Source organism: Amycolatopsis mediterranei (assembly GCF_026017845.1).
GTDB classification, from domain to species: domain Bacteria; phylum Actinomycetota; class Actinomycetes; order Mycobacteriales; family Pseudonocardiaceae; genus Amycolatopsis; species Amycolatopsis mediterranei.
Map to the genome: position 1 here is coordinate 2,868,737 of NZ_CP100416.1, position 15,253 is coordinate 2,883,989.

A 15,253-nucleotide genomic window follows, 5' to 3' on the forward strand; every position below is an offset into this window, starting at 1 on the left:
GGTGGACGACACGGCGAGCGGCGAGCCCGGCGTCGTGTCGTCCATCGGCGTACGCGTGTCGTCCGTGCAGGTACGCGAGTCGTCCGTTGGGGTACGGGTTTCGGCCGTTCGGGTTCGCGTGTCGTCGCGGTGCCCGGGGTGCGTCCGGCCGTAACCTGCCGGACACGTGGCCGGAACTCGTTGCGCCGAAAGCGTTTCAGTTGATCCGTTTTGGGTACAGGGATAGAGAACCCTGCCTCGTGGGCGCTTGATCGAGTCAGGCAGACTGTCGCCGTCTGCGTCCAACCGACATATCGAAGGGCGTTGCCCATGACCGGCCGGCTCGGCATCGACGACGTCTCCCCCAGTGTGGCCTGTGGCCGGTATCCGGCCAAAGCCGTTGTGGGGGAACACATCCCGGTCTTCGCGACCGTCTGGCGCGAGGGTCACGACGCCGTCGCGGCCACCGTCGCGTGGCGCGGGCCGGAAGACCGGCTCACGCGCCAGACGCGGATGGTGCCGCGCGGTCCCGACCACCCCGACGAGTTCGCCGCGGTGATCGCCCCGGACACCACCGGCCTCTGGACGTTCCGGGTCGACGCCTGGGGCGATCCCTGGGCGACGTGGGAGCACAACGTCGAGGTGAAGGTCGCGGCCGGGCAGGGGCCCGAGGACCTCGCGAACGACATCGAGAACGGCGCCCGGCTGATCGAGCGCGTCTCCCGCCGCCCGGACCGCCGGGGCGACAAGGCGCTGCTGATCGGCGCGGTGAAGGCCCTGCGCGACGAAGAGCGCAGCCTCGCCGAGCGCATCGGGCCCGCGCTCTCGCCCGAGGTCCGCCAGGTCATGCACGAGTTCCCGGTGCGGGAGCTGATCACCAAGGGCAAGCCGCACAAGGTGTGGGTGGACCGCCGCCGCGCCGCGTACGGCTCCTGGTACGAGCTGTTCCCCCGCTCGACCGGCGGGCTCGACGCCGAGGGCAAGGCGGTGCACGGCACCTTCGCCACCGCCGAGAAGGCGCTCGACCGCGTCGCGAAGATGGGCTTCGACGTCGTCTACCTTCCGCCGATTCACCCGATCGGGCGAGTGAATCGCAAGGGACCCAACAACACGCTCGACGCCAAGCCGGAAGACGTCGGATCGCCGTGGGCGATCGGCGCCGACGAGGGCGGCCACGACGCCATCCACCCCGACCTCGGCACCTTCGACGACTTCGACGCCTTCGTGGCGCGGGCCGGCGAGCTCGGCATGGAGGTGGCGCTCGACTTCGCGCTGCAGGCCGCGCCCGACCACCCGTGGGTCTTGAAGAACCCGGAGTTCTTCACCACCCGCCCGGACGGCTCGATCGCGTACGCGGAGAACCCGCCGAAGAAGTACCAGGACATCTACCCGATCAACTTCGACAACGACCCCAAGGCCGTCTACGAAGAGATGCTGCGGGTCATCACCGTCTGGATCGACCACGGGGTGAAGATCTTCCGGGTCGACAACCCGCACACCAAGCCGCCGGACTTCTGGGCCTGGCTGATCCAGTCGGTCAAGGACGCCCACCCGGACGTGCTGTTCCTCGCCGAGGCGTTCACCCGCCCGGCGCGCCTGTGGGGCCTGGCCCGGCTCGGCTTCACCCAGAGCTACACCTACTTCACCTGGCGCACCGGCAAGCAGGAGCTGATCGACTTCGCCATCGACCTGCGCGAACACTGGAACGAGGGCCGGCCGAACCTGTTCGTCAACACCCCGGACATCCTCCACGAGTCGCTGCAGCGCGGCGGCCCCGGCATGTTCGCGCTGCGGGCGGCGCTGGCGGCGACGATCTCGCCGACGTGGGGCGTCTACTCCGGCTACGAGCTGTTCGAGCACGTCCCGGTCCGCGAAGGCAGCGAGGAGTACCTCGACTCCGAGAAGTACCAGCTGCGCCCGCGCGACTTCGAGCGCGCGCTCGAAGAAGGGCGTTCGCTGGAGCCGTGGCTGGCGAAGCTGAACGCCGTCCGGCGCGCGCACCCGGCGCTGCAGCAGATGCGCACCCTGCACTTCCACCACATCGACAACGACGCGCTGCTGGCCTACTCCAAACAGGACCCGGCCACCGGCGACACCGTGGTCACGGTCGTCACCCTCGACCCGTACGGGACCCAAGAGGGCACGCTCTGGCTCGACACCGCCGCGCTCGGGTTCGAAGCGCACGAACGGCTCATCGCCCACGACGAGGTCACCGGGGACACCTGGGACTGGGGTCCGGCGAACTACGTCCGGCTCGAACCCTGGCGGGCGGTCGCGCACGTGGTGTCGGTGAGACGCCGGCTGGCCGGCTGAGGTGGAAGGACAGGGACTCGAGGGACGAGGTGGAACACATGGCGGAAGAAGCCCGGCCCGACGCGGCGTTGGGGCTGGACGGTGTGCCGCACACCGGTGAGGCGATGACCGCCGACGGCATGCTGGTCGAACCGCAGGCCGGGGACTTCCGGTCGGCGCAGCAGGCGCCGAGCAACCCGGAGTGGTTCAAGGGCGCGGTGTTCTACGAAGTGCTGGTGCGCGCGTTCGCCGACTCCAACGGCGACGGCACCGGCGATCTGCGCGGCCTGGCCGGCCGGCTCGACTACCTGGCCTGGCTGGGCATCGACTGCCTGTGGCTGCCGCCGTTCTACGCCTCGCCGCTGCGCGACGGCGGGTACGACATCAGTGACTTCCGCGCGGTGCTGCCGGAGTTCGGCAGCGTCGAGGACTTCGTCTTCCTGCTCAACGAGGCCCACCGGCGGGGCATCCGGGTGATCACCGACCTGGTGCTCAACCACACCTCGGACGCGCACCCGTGGTTCCAGCAGTCCCGCAGCGACCCCGACGGCCCGTACGGCGACTACTACGTGTGGAGCGACGACGACTCGCGCTACGCCGACGCCCGGATCATCTTCGTCGACACCGAGACGTCGAACTGGACCTACGATCCGGTGCGCGGCCAGTTCTACTGGCACCGGTTCTTCTCCCACCAGCCCGACCTGAACTTCGAGAACGTCGACGTCCAGAACGCGATGATCGACACCCTGCGGTTCTGGCTGGACCTGGGCATCGACGGGTTCCGCCTGGACGCCGTGCCGTACCTGTTCGAGCAGGAGGGCACCAACTGCGAGAACCTGCCGCGCACGCACGAGTTCCTCAAGCGCTGCCGCAAGGTCGTCGACGACGAGTACCCGGGCCGGATCCTGCTGGCCGAGGCGAACCAGTGGCCCTCGGACGTCGTCGAGTACTTCGGCGACCCGGCGGTCGGCGGCGACGAGTGCCACATGGCGTTCCACTTCCCGCTGATGCCCCGGATCTTCATGGCGGTGCGGCGTGAGTCCCGGTTCCCGATCTCGGAGATCCTCACCCAGACCCCGACCATCCCCAGCGGGGCCCAGTGGGGCATCTTCCTGCGCAACCACGACGAGCTGACCCTCGAGATGGTCACCGACGAAGAGCGCGACTACATGTACGCGGAGTACGCCAAGGACCCGCGCATGAAGGCCAACATCGGCATCCGCCGCCGGCTGGCCCCGCTGCTGGACAACGACCGGAACCAGCAGGAGCTGTTCACGGCGATGCTGCTGTCCCTCCCCGGTTCGCCCGTTCTGTACTACGGTGACGAGATCGGCATGGGAGACAACATCTGGCTCGGCGATCGCGACGCGGTGCGAACCCCCATGCAGTGGACCCCGGACCGCAACGCCGGGTTCTCCTCCTGCGACCCGGGCCGCATCTACCTGCCGGTGATCATGGACCCGGTGTACGGCTACCAGGGCCTGAACGTCGAGGCGCAGTCGAACAACGCGTCTTCGCTGCTCAACTGGACCCGCCGGATGATCGAGGTGCGCAAGCAGCACCACGCGTTCGCCGAGGGCGAGTTCGTCGACCTCGGCGGCTCCAACCCGAGCGTGCTGGCCTACAAGCGCCAGTGGCGGCGCCCGGACGGCGGCGAAGACGTCGTGCTCTGCGTGAACAACCTCTCCCGGTTCCCGCAGCCGGTGGAGCTGGATCTGTCCGCGCACCGCGGGTGCACGCCGGTGGAGCTCACCGGCGGCGTGCGGTTCCCCAGCATCGGGGACCTGTCGTACCTGCTGACGCTGCCCGGGCACGGCTTCTACTGGTTCCAGCTGACGAGCCCGGGAGACGAAGGCGAAGCGAGGTGAGTCCCTTGTCCGACCCGCGCGAGCTGGTCGACGACCTGACCGGTGACCTGAAGCGCTGGCTGCCGGAACAGCGGTGGTTCGCCGGCAAGGACCGGCCGGTGACCGGCGTCCGGACGCTCGGCGTGACCGAGCTGGTCTCCGGCGATCCGCAGCTGCTGCACGTCGTGATCGAGGTAGCCCAGGACGACCGGCGCGAGCCCTACCAGCTGCTGGTGGGCCGGCGGACGCACCCGCCGGAGATCGCCTCGACGAGCTGGATCGGCGCCGTCGGGGACCTCAACGCCTACGAGGCGTCCGGCGACCTGGACGTCACCGGCGTGCTGCTGGACCTGATGGCCCGCGAGGAGCGGGTCGGTTCGATGGTCTTCGAACACGAGCCGGGCGTGGAGCTGGAGACCGGCCTGCGCGCCCGGCCGATCACGTCGGAGCAGAGCAACACGTCCCTGGTCTACGGCGGGCAGTACATCCTCAAGCTGTTCCGGAAGCTGACACCGGGCAAGAACAAGGACCTGCTGCTGCACCGCGCGCTGCAGGGGGTGGGCAGCAAGCACATCGCGCAGCCGCTGGGGTCGATCACCGGCGACCTGGACGGCGAGCCGACCACGGTCGGCATGCTCCAGCAGTTCGTCTCGGACGCGGTCGACGGCTGGGCGATGGCCACCACCAGCGTCCGCGACCTGATGGCCGCGCCGGAACTGCACGCCGGCGAGGTCGGCGGCGACTTCGCGGGCGAGGCGGAGCGGCTCGGCCGCGCCGTCGCCGAGGTGCACGCGGACCTGGCCCAGGCCCTCGGCACCGAGCCGGTCGACGCCGACGAGCTGGAACGCTCGGCCAAGGCGATGCTCGACCGGCTCGACACGATCGCCGCGCGGGTGCCGGAGCTGGCCGAGCACGCCCCGAAGCTGCGGGCGGCGTTCGAGAAGCTGCGCACCCTGCCCACCGGCTCGGTGACCATGCAGTACATCCACGGCGACCTGCACCTCGGCCAGGTGCTGCGGACCGTCGGCGGCTGGCTGCTGATCGACTTCGAGGGCGAGCCCGCGGCTCCGGTCGAGGAACGCCACGCGCTCCGGTCGCCGTTGCGCGACGTCGCGGGCATGCTGAGGTCGTTCGACTACGCGGCCCAGCAGATGCTGGTCGGCCAGCCGGACGAGCCGGCACTGGCCGAGCGCGCCCACGAGTGGTCGGAGCGCAACCGGGCGGCGTTCTGCGAGGGCTACGCCGCGATCGCGGCCGACCCGCGGGAGCAGGGCGAGCTGCTGCGCGCATTCGAACTGGACAAGGCGGTCTACGAGGTGGGCTACGAGCACGCGAACCGGCCGGACTGGCTGGGTGTGCCGCTCGCCTCGATCGCCCGGATCACTAGCGGAGGGACGAAACCGTGAACGCGGCTCCCGAAGGCCTCCCGGCCGCGGCCCCGCCGGCCGCGGACATCGACCGGCTGCTCGCCGGTTCCCACCACGACCCGCACTCGGTGCTGGGCGTGCACGCCGTCGGCAAGGGCTTCGCGGCCCGGGCGCTGCTGCCCGGCGCGAAAGCCGTCACGCTGTGCGCGGGCTCGAACCGGTACCCGATGGAGCCGGTGATCGACGCGCTGTTCGCCGTCGCCGTACCCGAGCACCCCGGCGACTACCGGCTGGAAGTCGAGTACGACGGGCACACCGCCACCTCCGACGACCCGTACCGCTGGCTGCCCACGGTGGGCGAGCTGGACCTGCACCTGATCGGCGAGGGCCGGCACGAGCGGCTCTGGGAAGTGCTCGGCGCGCACGTCCGCTCGTACGAGACGCCGAACGGCGTCGTCGAGGGCACGTCGTTCGCGGTTTGGGCGCCCAACGCCCGCGGCATCCGCGTGATCGGCGACTTCAACGGCTGGGACGGGCGCGGGCACCCGATGCGCTCGCTCGGTTCGTCCGGGGTCTGGGAGCTGTTCGTGCCGGGCGTCGGCGTGGGCACCTGCTACAAGTTCCGGATCCTCGGCGCCGACGGCAACTGGCACGAAAAGGCCGACCCGATGGCGTTCGGCACGGAGCAGCCGCCGGCGACGGCCTCGGTCGTCACCACCTCGGCGCACCTGTGGGAAGACGACGAGTGGGTCGCTCAGCGCGAAGCCACGCAGTGGGCCGCGGCGCCGATGAGCATCTACGAGGTGCACCTCGGTTCGTGGCGGCCCGGCCTGGACTACCGGGAACTGGCCGACCAGCTGGGCGACTACCTCGTCGAAACCGGGTTCACGCACGTGGAGCTGCTGCCGGTGTCGGAGCACCCGTTCGGCGGCTCGTGGGGCTACCAGGTGACGTCGTACTACGCGCCGACGTCCCGCTTCGGTTCGCCGGACGACTTCCGCTACTTCGTCGACCGCCTGCACCAGCGGGGGATCGGCGTGCTGGTGGACTGGGTGCCCGCGCATTTCCCGAAGGACAGCTGGGCGCTGGCGAAGTTCGACGGCACCGCGCTCTACGAGCACGCGGACCCGCGCCGCGGCGAGCAGCCCGACTGGGGCACGCTCGTGTTCGACTTCGGCCGCAACGAGGTCCGCAACTTCCTGGTCGCCAACGCGCTGTACTGGATCGAGGAGTTCCACCTCGACGGCCTGCGCGTCGACGCGGTGGCGTCGATGCTCTACCTCGACTACTCCCGCAACGAAGGGGAGTGGCTGCCCAACCAGTACGGCGGGCGGGAAAACCTCGACGCCGTGCGGTTCCTGCAGGAGCTGAACGCGACCGTCTACAAGCGACACCCGGGCATCGTGATGGTGGCCGAGGAGTCGACGGCTTGGCCGGGCGTCACGCGCCCGACCCACCTCGGCGGGCTCGGGTTCGGCTTCAAGTGGAACATGGGCTGGATGCACGACACGCTCCGGTACCTCTCGCACGAGCCGATCCACCGGGCGTACCACCACAACGAGATGACGTTTTCGCTCGTGTACGCGTGGAGCGAGAACTTCGTGCTGCCGCTGTCGCACGACGAAGTGGTGCACGGCAAGGGCTCCCTGTGGGGCCGGATGCCGGGCGACGCCTGGAACAAGGCGGCCGGGCTGCGGTCGCTGCTGGCGTTCATGTGGGCGCACCCGGGCAAGCAGCTGCTGTTCATGGGCGGCGAGTTCGGTCAGCCGGGGGAGTGGTCGGAGTCGAAGTCGCTCGACTGGCACCTGATGGACGAGCCGCTGCACCTCGGCGTCTGGGAGCTGCTGCGGTCGCTGAACGCGGTGTACCGGTCGTCGCCGGCGTTGTACAGCCAGGACACCTCGCCGGACGGCTTCCGCTGGATCGACGCGAACGACTCGAGCGGCAACGTGCTGAGCTTCCTCCGCATCGGCACCGACGGCTCGCGGCTGGCCTGCGTGGCCAACTTCGCGGGCGTCCCGCACCACGACTACCGGGTGGGCCTGCCCGCGGCGGGCCGCTGGCGCGAGGTCGTCAACACCGACGCGGAGGCGTACGGCGGGTCCGGCGTCGGCAACCTGGGCGCGGTGGAGGCCACGGAGGAGCCGTGGCACGGCCAACCGGCCTCCGCAGTCCTCCAGCTCCCCCCGGCCGGCGTCCTCTGGCTGGTCGAAGAAACCCCACCGAACCCCGACTTGGCGTGACCCGAGGGTCGACACACGTGATCCGGAGGTCGACACGCGTGATCGAGGGGACGACACGGCAACGGCATCGTGTCGACCCTTCAATCACGCGAGTCGACCCTCCAATCACGGGTGCTGACCTCTCGATCACGTGAAAAGGGCTCCGCGGGGAGGGCGTGGCGGGCTTACCATCGGGGGATGGACGGCACGGGTGGCGTCCTTGCGAACCTGATCCTCTTCGCCGTGGTCTGCCTCGCTCCCACGGTGCTGTTCTGGTGCGCGCTGCGCGTCCCCAAGGTGGTCGGCCGGCTCCGGGAGAAGCGGGCGCGGCCGCAGCCGGAAAGCCCGCCGATCGAACGCGTCGCCGCGGACCTGCGGCGGGTGCACCGGCTGCTCGTGGACTACCCGTCCGGGACGCCGGCCGCGCGCCGGATCGGCACCCGGCAGGCGTACGACGAACTCCTGACCGTGGCCTGCCGCCAGGTCGGTGTTCCGCACCGCCTCGGGGAGCTGCCCGAGGGGATGGACCGCGAGATCGAACGCCTGCGCGTCGAGCAGTCGCTGCGGGAGCGCGGGCTGGCCGTGCCCTGAGCCCGCCCTCGAGCCACCACGGGAAAACCCCGCCACCGGAGCCGGTGGCGGGGTTTCCGTTGTCCCGTAAGGAAACTCAGTCCAGGTAGTCCCGCAGGACCTGGGACCGCGACGGGTGGCGCAGCTTCGACATCGTCTTCGACTCGATCTGCCGGATGCGCTCCCGGGTCACCCCGTACACCTGGCCGATCTCGTCGAGCGTGCGCGGCTGGCCGTCCGTGAGGCCGAAGCGCAGCCGGACCACGCCCGCCTCGCGCTCGGACAGCGTCTGCAGCACCGACTGGAGCTGGTCCTGCAGCAGCGTGAACGACACCGCGTCGACCGCGACGACCGCTTCGGAGTCCTCGATGAAGTCACCGAGCTGGCTGTCGCCCTCGTCGCCGATCGTCTGGTCGAGCGAGATCGGCTCACGCGCGTACTGCTGGATCTCCAGGACCTTCTCCGGGGAGATGTCCATCTCCTTCGCGAGCTCTTCCGGGGTCGGCTCGCGGCCGAGGTCCTGGAGCAGTTCGCGCTGGATGCGGCCCAGCTTGTTGATGACCTCGACCATGTGCACCGGGATGCGGATGGTGCGCGCCTGGTCGGCCATCGCGCGGGTGATCGCCTGGCGGATCCACCACGTGGCGTACGTCGAGAACTTGTAGCCCTTGGTGTAGTCGAACTTCTCCACCGCGCGGATCAGGCCGAGGTTGCCCTCCTGGATCAGGTCCAGGAACGCCATGCCGCGGCCGGTGTAGCGCTTGGCCAGCGACACCACCAGCCGGAGGTTCGCCTCGAGCAGGTGGTTCTTGGCGCGCTCGCCGTCACGCACGATCCACTTGAGATCGCGGCGCATCTGGGTGACGAGCTTCTCGCCCTCCTCCTCGGCGGTGCGCACGCGCTCGGCGGCGTAGAGCCCGGCCTCGATCCGCTTGGCCAGCTCCACCTCCTCCTCCGCGTTCAGCAGCGCGACCTTGCCGATCTGCTTGAGGTAGGCACGCACGGAGTCGGCGGAGGCGGTGAGCTCGGCGTCCTTGCGCGCTTGACGCAGCGCCTCGGACTCCTCCTCGTCCCAGACGAAGTCCGGGTTGTCGCTCTTGGCCGCGGCCTTGTCGGCCGCCGCGCCGCGACGCCGCTGCGCCGGAGTCTCCTCGTCCGACTCCTCGTCGTCATCGTCGTCTTCGGCCGTGTCGGCGTCCGGCTCCTCGGCGACCGTCTCCTCGACGACGTCGACCTCGACCTCTTCCAGGTCCGACAGGTCGGGCGTGCCCAGTTCGTCGTCCTCGAGGTCCGCGGGACCGTCCGGCTCGCCGTCTTCGGTCTTGGCGCCCTTGGTCACGGCCTTCTTGGCCGGAGCCTTTTTGGCCGGGGCCTTCTTGGCGGTGGTGGTGGTCTTGCGGGCCGCCGGCTTCGCCGTCCCGGTGGCTGCCTCTTCGGCCGGCTCGCCGGCTGCGGTCGCTGTCTTCGTCCCGCCTCGGGTTGCGGTTCTTGCGGCTGCCACTTACGCCCTTTCGCAGCGGTCGATCACGACGAGCAACGGCCTGGGGCCATTGCTGCCTCACATTCGGGGATCACGCCTCGGCCTGCGGTTTTGACCTCCGCAGCCGTGGGCCGTGTTCCATTGTAACGACGGTACGCGCATGCGGTGCGAAGCGATCACCCTCAGAGCCGAATCAGTGCTGGATGCCCTCCGCCGCGGCGGCCGCGGCGCCGACGATCCCGGCGTTGTTCTGCAGGCTCGCCACCAGCACCGGAGTGCGGATGTCCAGCAGCGGCACCCATTTCTCGGCCTTCTTGCTGACGCCGCCGCCGACGATGAACAGGTCGGGCCAGATCAGGTTCTCCAGCACGGTCAGGTAACGGTGCACGCGCTTGGCCCATTCGGGGTAGGAGAGCCCCTCGTTGTCCTTCACCGAAGCGGCCGCGCGCTTCTCGGCGTCGTGGCCGTCGATCTCGAGGTGGCCGAATTCGGTGTTGGGGACGAGCTTGCCGTCCTGGAACACCGCGCTGCCGATGCCGGTGCCGAAGGTGAGCAGCGCCGTCACGCCCGTGCGCGCGACCGGGTCGCCGAAGCGGATCTCCGCCATGCCCGCCGCGTCGGCGTCGTTCAGCATCGCGACCTGGTCGACGCTCCGGCCGAGCCGCTTGGCGAACAGCGCGTCGGCGTCGGTGCCGATCCACTGCTTGTCGATGTTGGCCGCGGTGTGCGCGACGCCCTTCTTGACGACCGCCGGCAGGGTCACGCCGACCGGGCCGTCCCAGCCCGCCTGCGTGACGACGTCGTGCACGACGTCCGCCACCGCCGACGGCGTGGACGGTTTCGGCGTCTCGATCCGGATGCGGTCGCCGATGAGCTGGCCGGAGTCCAGGTCGACCAAGGCGCCCTTGATCCCGCTGCCGCCGATGTCGATGCCGAAACCTCGGCGGGTCGCCTCCACCACGGACGTGGTCCCTTCTCGCACGATTCAGAAGCCTGCTTCGGAGACTTTAACCGGATGTGGTGACATGTCGGACGTGGGAGTTGACGAGTCGTTGCTGAAAAGCGTCGCGGTGCAGGTCGCGACGGAAGCCGCCGCCCTGGTCCGCGAGGCCTGGGAAGGTATGGCGGCCGGCCGTTCGGTGGCCGTGGGCACCAAGTCCGGGGCCACCGACGTGGTGACCGCGGTCGACCACGAATCCGAACGCCTGGTGCGCGCGCGGCTGGCCGAGCTGCGGCCGGGGGAGCCGGTGCTGGGCGAGGAAGGCGGCGGCGCGGCGGGCGACGGCGTGACGTGGGTGGTCGACCCGATCGACGGGACGGTCAACTTCCTCTACGGGCTGCCGTGGTTCGGGGTGTCGGTCGCCGCGCAGGTCGGCGGCGTGTCGGTGGCCGGCGCGGTGGTCGAGCCGGCGAGCGGCCGCGTCTGGTCGGCGGCCCGCGGTCAGGGCGCGTTCCTGGACGGACGGCGGCTGGCGGTGTCGGCGCCGGACCGCCTGGAGGTGACGCTGGTCGGAACCGGTTTCGCGTACTCGCCCGAGCGGCGGAGGCGGCAGTCGCGGTTCGCGGCGGAGCTGCTGGGCCGGGTGCGGGACATCCGCCGCAACGGCGCCGCGTCGCTCGACCTCTGCGCGGTGGCGGCGGGCTGGCTGGACGCGTACGTCGAGCACGGCCTCAACCGCTGGGACTGGGCGGCGGGGGCGCTGATCGCGGCCGAGGCGGGCGCGCAGGTGTCCCTCCCGGGCGCGGCACCGGAGCTGGGCGCGGACGCGACGTACGCGGCGGCCCCGTCGATCGCGGACCCGCTGCGGAAGGTGCTGGCGGACTGCGGCGCGGCGGAGGTCTGAGCCGGGTCTCGCCGACCGGGACGGCCGGTTCGCGTACCGGGACAGCCGGCTCGCGTTCCCGAGGGTGTGGGGCGTTGGGCGGCGGGGACCTGCGTCCGGCCGAAAATGTCGGTGCCCTCCGGTAGCGTGGAAAACGGGGGGCGCCCCCGCGGCCGAGTGATTCGGTGCGGCTCGGTGGGGTTCAGCCCGGCCGGGGCCAGTGGGGGCGAGCCGCGTTCAGCGCGGCCCGGCAGGGTTCACCGGGGGGCTCAGCCGGAATCCAGCGACCTACGGGGCCGGGTCAGCAGGCGACGTCGCGGGCCGCGGCCAGCAGCGTCTGGTCGACGACCGGGGCCTGCGCGCCCGCGGACTGCTCGTTGCCGCCGCCGCCCTGGTGGGCCTTCGACCAGTCGGCGAGCTGGGTGATGATCTGCCGGGCTTCGGCGCGGGGCCGGAGGTCGCCGAACAGCGTGCCGGTGACCACGTCGACGCTCGCGTCCTTGCGGTTGTCCTGGACCAGCTCGGCGCACGGCACCACGAGGCTGAGCGTCCGGGCCGCGGTGGCGCCGTTTTCGCCGAAGCGGATCTGGCCGCGGCACTTGGCCTCGCGGTTCTCGTACGCCGGGTCGTTGGCCGGATCGGCGGCGCCGGTGAAGCCGAGCTCGCGCAGCGCCGTCGTGGTGATGCCGCCCTGGCCGCGGCTGCCCGAGGCGTTGAGGACCCGGTAGGCGACCTTGTCCGGCGGGATGGGGGCGCGGTCGTCGAGCGCGTTGTGGGACACGCTGCTGAACGTCACGCCCGGCGGCGGGCTCGCCGGCGGGTCGCACTTGACGGCCTCGTCGACGTCGCCCTTGCCGATGGCGGCGTGCACCCAGACGACGATCGCGCCCACGGCGAGCACGCCGATGACGATCAGCGCCGGCAGCGGCTTGTGCTTGCGATACGGCCGCGTCCCACGGTCCCCGATGCCGTTCCCCGACGCCACCTGCCCGTCCCTTCCCGAACACCGAAACCGGCCGTGCCGAACCGGGCACCGCCGAGGCCGGTCAGCCTAGGCGCTGCGACCGACGCACACGGTCCCGGGTCACCCGGTGGGTTCCCGTGGTTCTGCCTGCGGTACCGGGCCCCAGCCGGACCGATCCCCGTGCAGCGATCGCACCACGGCGGGGCCGGGCGGGGCAAGCGGACACGGGCCCCGCGTGAAGTTCTCCACCCCCGGGCAACCCGAACGGACGACAACGCGTCTTACCTGCGGGTTCCCCCTGTCGGGTGACGATTCCCCGGCAATGTCTGACTCGTTGCAGAACCCGGACAGCGGTGAGCTACCCTTCCCGGGCTCCGGCCGCAGGAAGAGGCGCAAAAAGAAGAGACCTCGGTCACTTCGGCCGTCGGGCACAAACGAGGGCCCTGGAACGTTGACCAGCGGCACGGCGGACTCACGGGCGCATCCGGGGGTCCGGGAAAACGACTACACAAGCTGATCGCAGGGGTGAGGGACACATGGCTACCGACTACGACGCTCCGCGCCGCAGCGAAGCCGACGAGCTGGCCGAAGACTCGTTGGAGGAGCTCAAGGCCCGGCGGAACGAGAACCAGTCCGGCGTCGTCGACGTCGACGAGGACGCGACCGCCGAGAACTTCGAGCTGCCGGGTGCCGACCTCTCCGGGCTTTCCGGTGAGGACATGACCGTGAAGGTGGTGCCGAAGCAGGCGGACGAGTTCACCTGCTCCGTGTGCTTCCTGGTGCACCACCGCAGCCGGCTGGCCGAGGACAACGGCGGACGCCTGATCTGCCGCGACTGCGCCTGAGGGCACGGGGATCTCGGACAGGGCTTCAGGGGACGAACAGACGCGACGGAGAGCCTCGAGGGCACTGCTCGGCAAGGAGTGAGGGCGAGGCTCGAAGCGCGCTGGGGACAAGGGGGCCGGCCGGCAGGCCGGCCCCCTTCCATATCTGGGTTCAGGCGCCTTTGAGCAGCTCGGCGACCCGTTCCGGGTGCCGGGTGCTGAACAGCCAGTACGGCGTCGGGTCGTTCGCGTCCGTCAGCCGGACCTTGACGACCGGGCCGACCCAGCCGCGGTGCAGCACGTAGGCGGCCGGGTCGCCGTCGCGGCCCAGTGCCTTGCGCTTGGCTTCCTTGTCGAAGATCTCCACCTCGCCGGCGTAGCGCAGCGGCAGGTGCGCGTCGCCGACCCACAGCTCCGGCTCGTCACCGCCGGTGATCCGGACCTTCGACCGGCCCAGCGACAGCAGCAGCGCCACGACCACCGGCAAGGCGATCACGTACGGCAGCCACGCCCGGATCCCGGGGTACCCGAGGTCGATCTCGGCGGCGAGCAGGACCGCCCCCAGCACCGGCAGCGGCCAGCCCCACCACGGGACGTACAGCCGTTCGGAGTGCCGCACCGCCGCGTTCGCGGCCGTCTTCGCTGATTCACCCACGGGTAGAGAGTAATCTCGCCGCCCGTGTCCAGCGTTCAGGTACTCCTCTCCCGGATCGACCCGGATGTCCCGCTGCCCGCCTACGCCCGGCCGGGCGACGCGGGCGCCGATCTCGTCACCACCTCGGATATCGTCCTCGAGCCCGGCGAACGCGGGGTCGTCGGCACCGGCGTCGCGATCGCGCTCCCGCCCGGGTACGCGGGGTTCGTCCACCCGCGGTCCGGCCTGGCGGCCCGGGTCGGCCTCTCGGTGGTGAACACCCCGGGCACGATCGACGCGGGCTACCGCGGCGAGATCAAGGTCTGCCTGATCAACCACGACCCGGTGCACTCGGTGAAGCTGACGCGCGGCGACCGCATCGCCCAGCTGGTCGTGCAGCGGGTCGAGCACGCGGAGTTCGTCGAGGTGGCCGAGCTCGACGCGACCGAGCGGGGCGACGGAGGCTACGGCTCGACGGGTGGACACGCCACACTGGGAGCACCGGCGCTCGCCGCGAGCGCCGCCACGGGGGAAGGAACGGAGAAGTAGTGGGGATTTTCGGACGCAAGCGACGGACCGAGGGCGGGTCCGCCGGACGGCACGCCGCGCCCGAGGCCGACGACACTTTCGAGGACGAGGAGCACGACGAGGACGGCCCGGAGCTGTCGGACGTCTCCGACGGCCCGTTCGACGTGACCGACTTCGACGACGACGGCATCCCGCGGATCGACCTCGGCTCGGTGAAGGTGCCGGTGCCCGACGGTTCCCAGGTCCAGGTCGAGATGGACCCGGAGGCCGGCGGTGTGCGCGCCGTGCACGTCGTCACCGAGCAGGGCCAGATCACGGTCAGCGCGTACGCCGCGCCGCGCTCCGGCGGGCTGTGGCGGGAGGTCAGCTCCGAGCTGGCCGACCAGCTGCGGGCCGACGGCGCCAAGGTCACCATCGGCCGCGGCGTCTGGGGCCTGGAGATTTCGGCCATCATCGGCGACGTCGCCCTGCGCTTCGTCGGCGTCGACCGGCCCCGCTGGATGCTGCGCGGCGTCATCGCCGGGCCGCAGTCGGAGGCCGCCGGGGCCGTCGAGGTGCTGCGCGAGATCGTCCGGCGGACCATCGTCGACCGCGGCGACGCGCCCATGCCGGTCCGGACCCCGCTGACGATCACGCTGCCCGAAGCGGTCGCCGAGCACATCGCGGCCCAGCAGCAGCAAGGCTGACGCTTTCACCCGTGACGGCCACCTCGCGACCCTCGAG

The 15,253-nt window shown here is 70.9% G+C and carries 13 protein-coding genes; 9 read left to right on the forward strand and 4 right to left on the reverse strand.

Going from position 1 to position 15,253, the window contains the following annotated elements; all coding sequences use genetic code 11:
- Positions 1 to 309 precede the first annotated feature (309 nt).
- The 5 genes from ISP_RS13715 to ISP_RS13735 all read left to right on the forward strand — a co-directional run bounded on the left by ISP_RS13715 (position 310) and on the right by ISP_RS13735 (position 8,298).
- Complete coding sequence (locus ISP_RS13715; protein WP_013224467.1) at positions 310 to 2,292, forward strand: maltotransferase domain-containing protein; 1,983 nt, start codon at positions 310 to 312, stop codon at positions 2,290 to 2,292.
- A gap of 38 nt (positions 2,293 to 2,330) precedes the next feature.
- On the forward strand, positions 2,331 to 4,139 hold the full coding sequence (treS, locus tag ISP_RS13720) for a maltose alpha-D-glucosyltransferase (RefSeq protein ID WP_013224468.1): 1,809 nt from the start codon (positions 2,331 to 2,333) through the stop codon (positions 4,137 to 4,139).
- A gap of 5 nt (positions 4,140 to 4,144) precedes the next feature.
- Positions 4,145 to 5,524, forward strand: coding sequence for a maltokinase N-terminal cap-like domain-containing protein (locus ISP_RS13725; protein ID WP_013224469.1), 1,380 nt, complete (start codon positions 4,145 to 4,147; stop codon positions 5,522 to 5,524).
- Positions 5,521 to 7,728, forward strand: a complete 2,208-nt coding sequence (glgB, locus tag ISP_RS13730) for a 1,4-alpha-glucan branching protein GlgB (RefSeq protein ID WP_013224470.1) — start codon at positions 5,521 to 5,523, stop codon at positions 7,726 to 7,728. Before ISP_RS13725 ends, glgB begins: the two co-directional genes overlap by 4 nt.
- Positions 7,729 to 7,905: 177 nt before the next feature.
- The gene (locus ISP_RS13735; RefSeq protein WP_013224471.1) at positions 7,906 to 8,298 is read left to right on the forward strand and encodes a hypothetical protein; all 393 of its coding nucleotides are present in this window, start codon (positions 7,906 to 7,908) and stop codon (positions 8,296 to 8,298) included.
- A gap of 76 nt (positions 8,299 to 8,374) precedes the next feature.
- Here the strand turns inward: ISP_RS13735 and ISP_RS13740 are convergent, their stop codons facing one another.
- Both ISP_RS13740 and ppgK read right to left on the reverse strand, forming a co-directional pair.
- Positions 8,375 to 9,778 carry an RNA polymerase sigma factor gene (locus ISP_RS13740; RefSeq protein ID WP_013224472.1) on the reverse strand — a complete coding sequence of 468 codons (1,404 nt, stop codon included), beginning with the start codon at positions 9,776 to 9,778 and terminating at the stop codon, positions 8,375 to 8,377.
- A gap of 172 nt (positions 9,779 to 9,950) precedes the next feature.
- A complete protein-coding gene (ppgK, locus tag ISP_RS13745) occupies positions 9,951 to 10,718 on the reverse strand; it encodes a polyphosphate--glucose phosphotransferase (RefSeq protein ID WP_013224473.1) in 768 nt (255 codons plus the stop codon).
- Between the two features lie 64 nt (positions 10,719 to 10,782).
- On the opposite strand from ppgK, the gene ISP_RS13750 reads away from it, so the two are divergent.
- Complete coding sequence (locus ISP_RS13750) at positions 10,783 to 11,601, forward strand: inositol monophosphatase family protein (protein WP_013224474.1); 819 nt, start codon at positions 10,783 to 10,785, stop codon at positions 11,599 to 11,601.
- Positions 11,602 to 11,881: 280 nt separating this feature from the next.
- Here the strand turns inward: ISP_RS13750 and cei are convergent, their stop codons facing one another.
- On the reverse strand, positions 11,882 to 12,565 hold the full coding sequence (cei, locus tag ISP_RS13755) for an envelope integrity protein Cei (protein WP_013224475.1): 684 nt from the start codon (positions 12,563 to 12,565) through the stop codon (positions 11,882 to 11,884).
- Positions 12,566 to 13,080: 515 nt separating this feature from the next.
- On the opposite strand from cei, the gene ISP_RS13760 reads away from it, so the two are divergent.
- Positions 13,081 to 13,389, forward strand: a complete 309-nt coding sequence (locus ISP_RS13760; RefSeq protein WP_013224476.1) for a DUF4193 domain-containing protein — start codon at positions 13,081 to 13,083, stop codon at positions 13,387 to 13,389.
- Positions 13,390 to 13,540: 151 nt separating this feature from the next.
- Here the strand turns inward: ISP_RS13760 and ISP_RS13765 are convergent, their stop codons facing one another.
- Positions 13,541 to 14,023 carry a DUF3093 domain-containing protein gene (locus ISP_RS13765; protein ID WP_013224477.1) on the reverse strand — a complete coding sequence of 161 codons (483 nt, stop codon included), beginning with the start codon at positions 14,021 to 14,023 and terminating at the stop codon, positions 13,541 to 13,543.
- A gap of 24 nt (positions 14,024 to 14,047) precedes the next feature.
- On the opposite strand from ISP_RS13765, the gene dut reads away from it, so the two are divergent.
- Positions 14,048 to 14,551, forward strand: coding sequence for a dUTP diphosphatase (gene dut, locus ISP_RS13770; RefSeq protein ID WP_013224478.1), 504 nt, complete (start codon positions 14,048 to 14,050; stop codon positions 14,549 to 14,551).
- Positions 14,551 to 15,216, forward strand: coding sequence for a DUF3710 domain-containing protein (locus ISP_RS13775; RefSeq protein WP_013224479.1), 666 nt, complete (start codon positions 14,551 to 14,553; stop codon positions 15,214 to 15,216). The genes dut and ISP_RS13775 overlap by 1 nt, the downstream gene beginning before the upstream one ends.
- Positions 15,217 to 15,253: the final 37 nt, after the last annotated feature.

Excerpts from the sequence above, each read along its gene's own strand:
- ISP_RS13715 (WP_013224467.1), top strand. The coding sequence starts at position 310 with ATGACCGGCCGGCTCGGCATCGACGACGTCTCCCCCAGTGTGGCCTGT.
- treS (WP_013224468.1), top strand. The coding sequence starts at position 2,331 with ATGGCGGAAGAAGCCCGGCCCGACGCGGCGTTGGGGCTGGACGGTGTG.
- ISP_RS13735 (WP_013224471.1), top strand. The coding sequence starts at position 7,906 with ATGGACGGCACGGGTGGCGTCCTTGCGAACCTGATCCTCTTCGCCGTG.
- ISP_RS13750 (WP_013224474.1), top strand. The coding sequence starts at position 10,783 with ATGTCGGACGTGGGAGTTGACGAGTCGTTGCTGAAAAGCGTCGCGGTG.
- ISP_RS13760 (WP_013224476.1), top strand. The coding sequence starts at position 13,081 with ATGGCTACCGACTACGACGCTCCGCGCCGCAGCGAAGCCGACGAGCTG.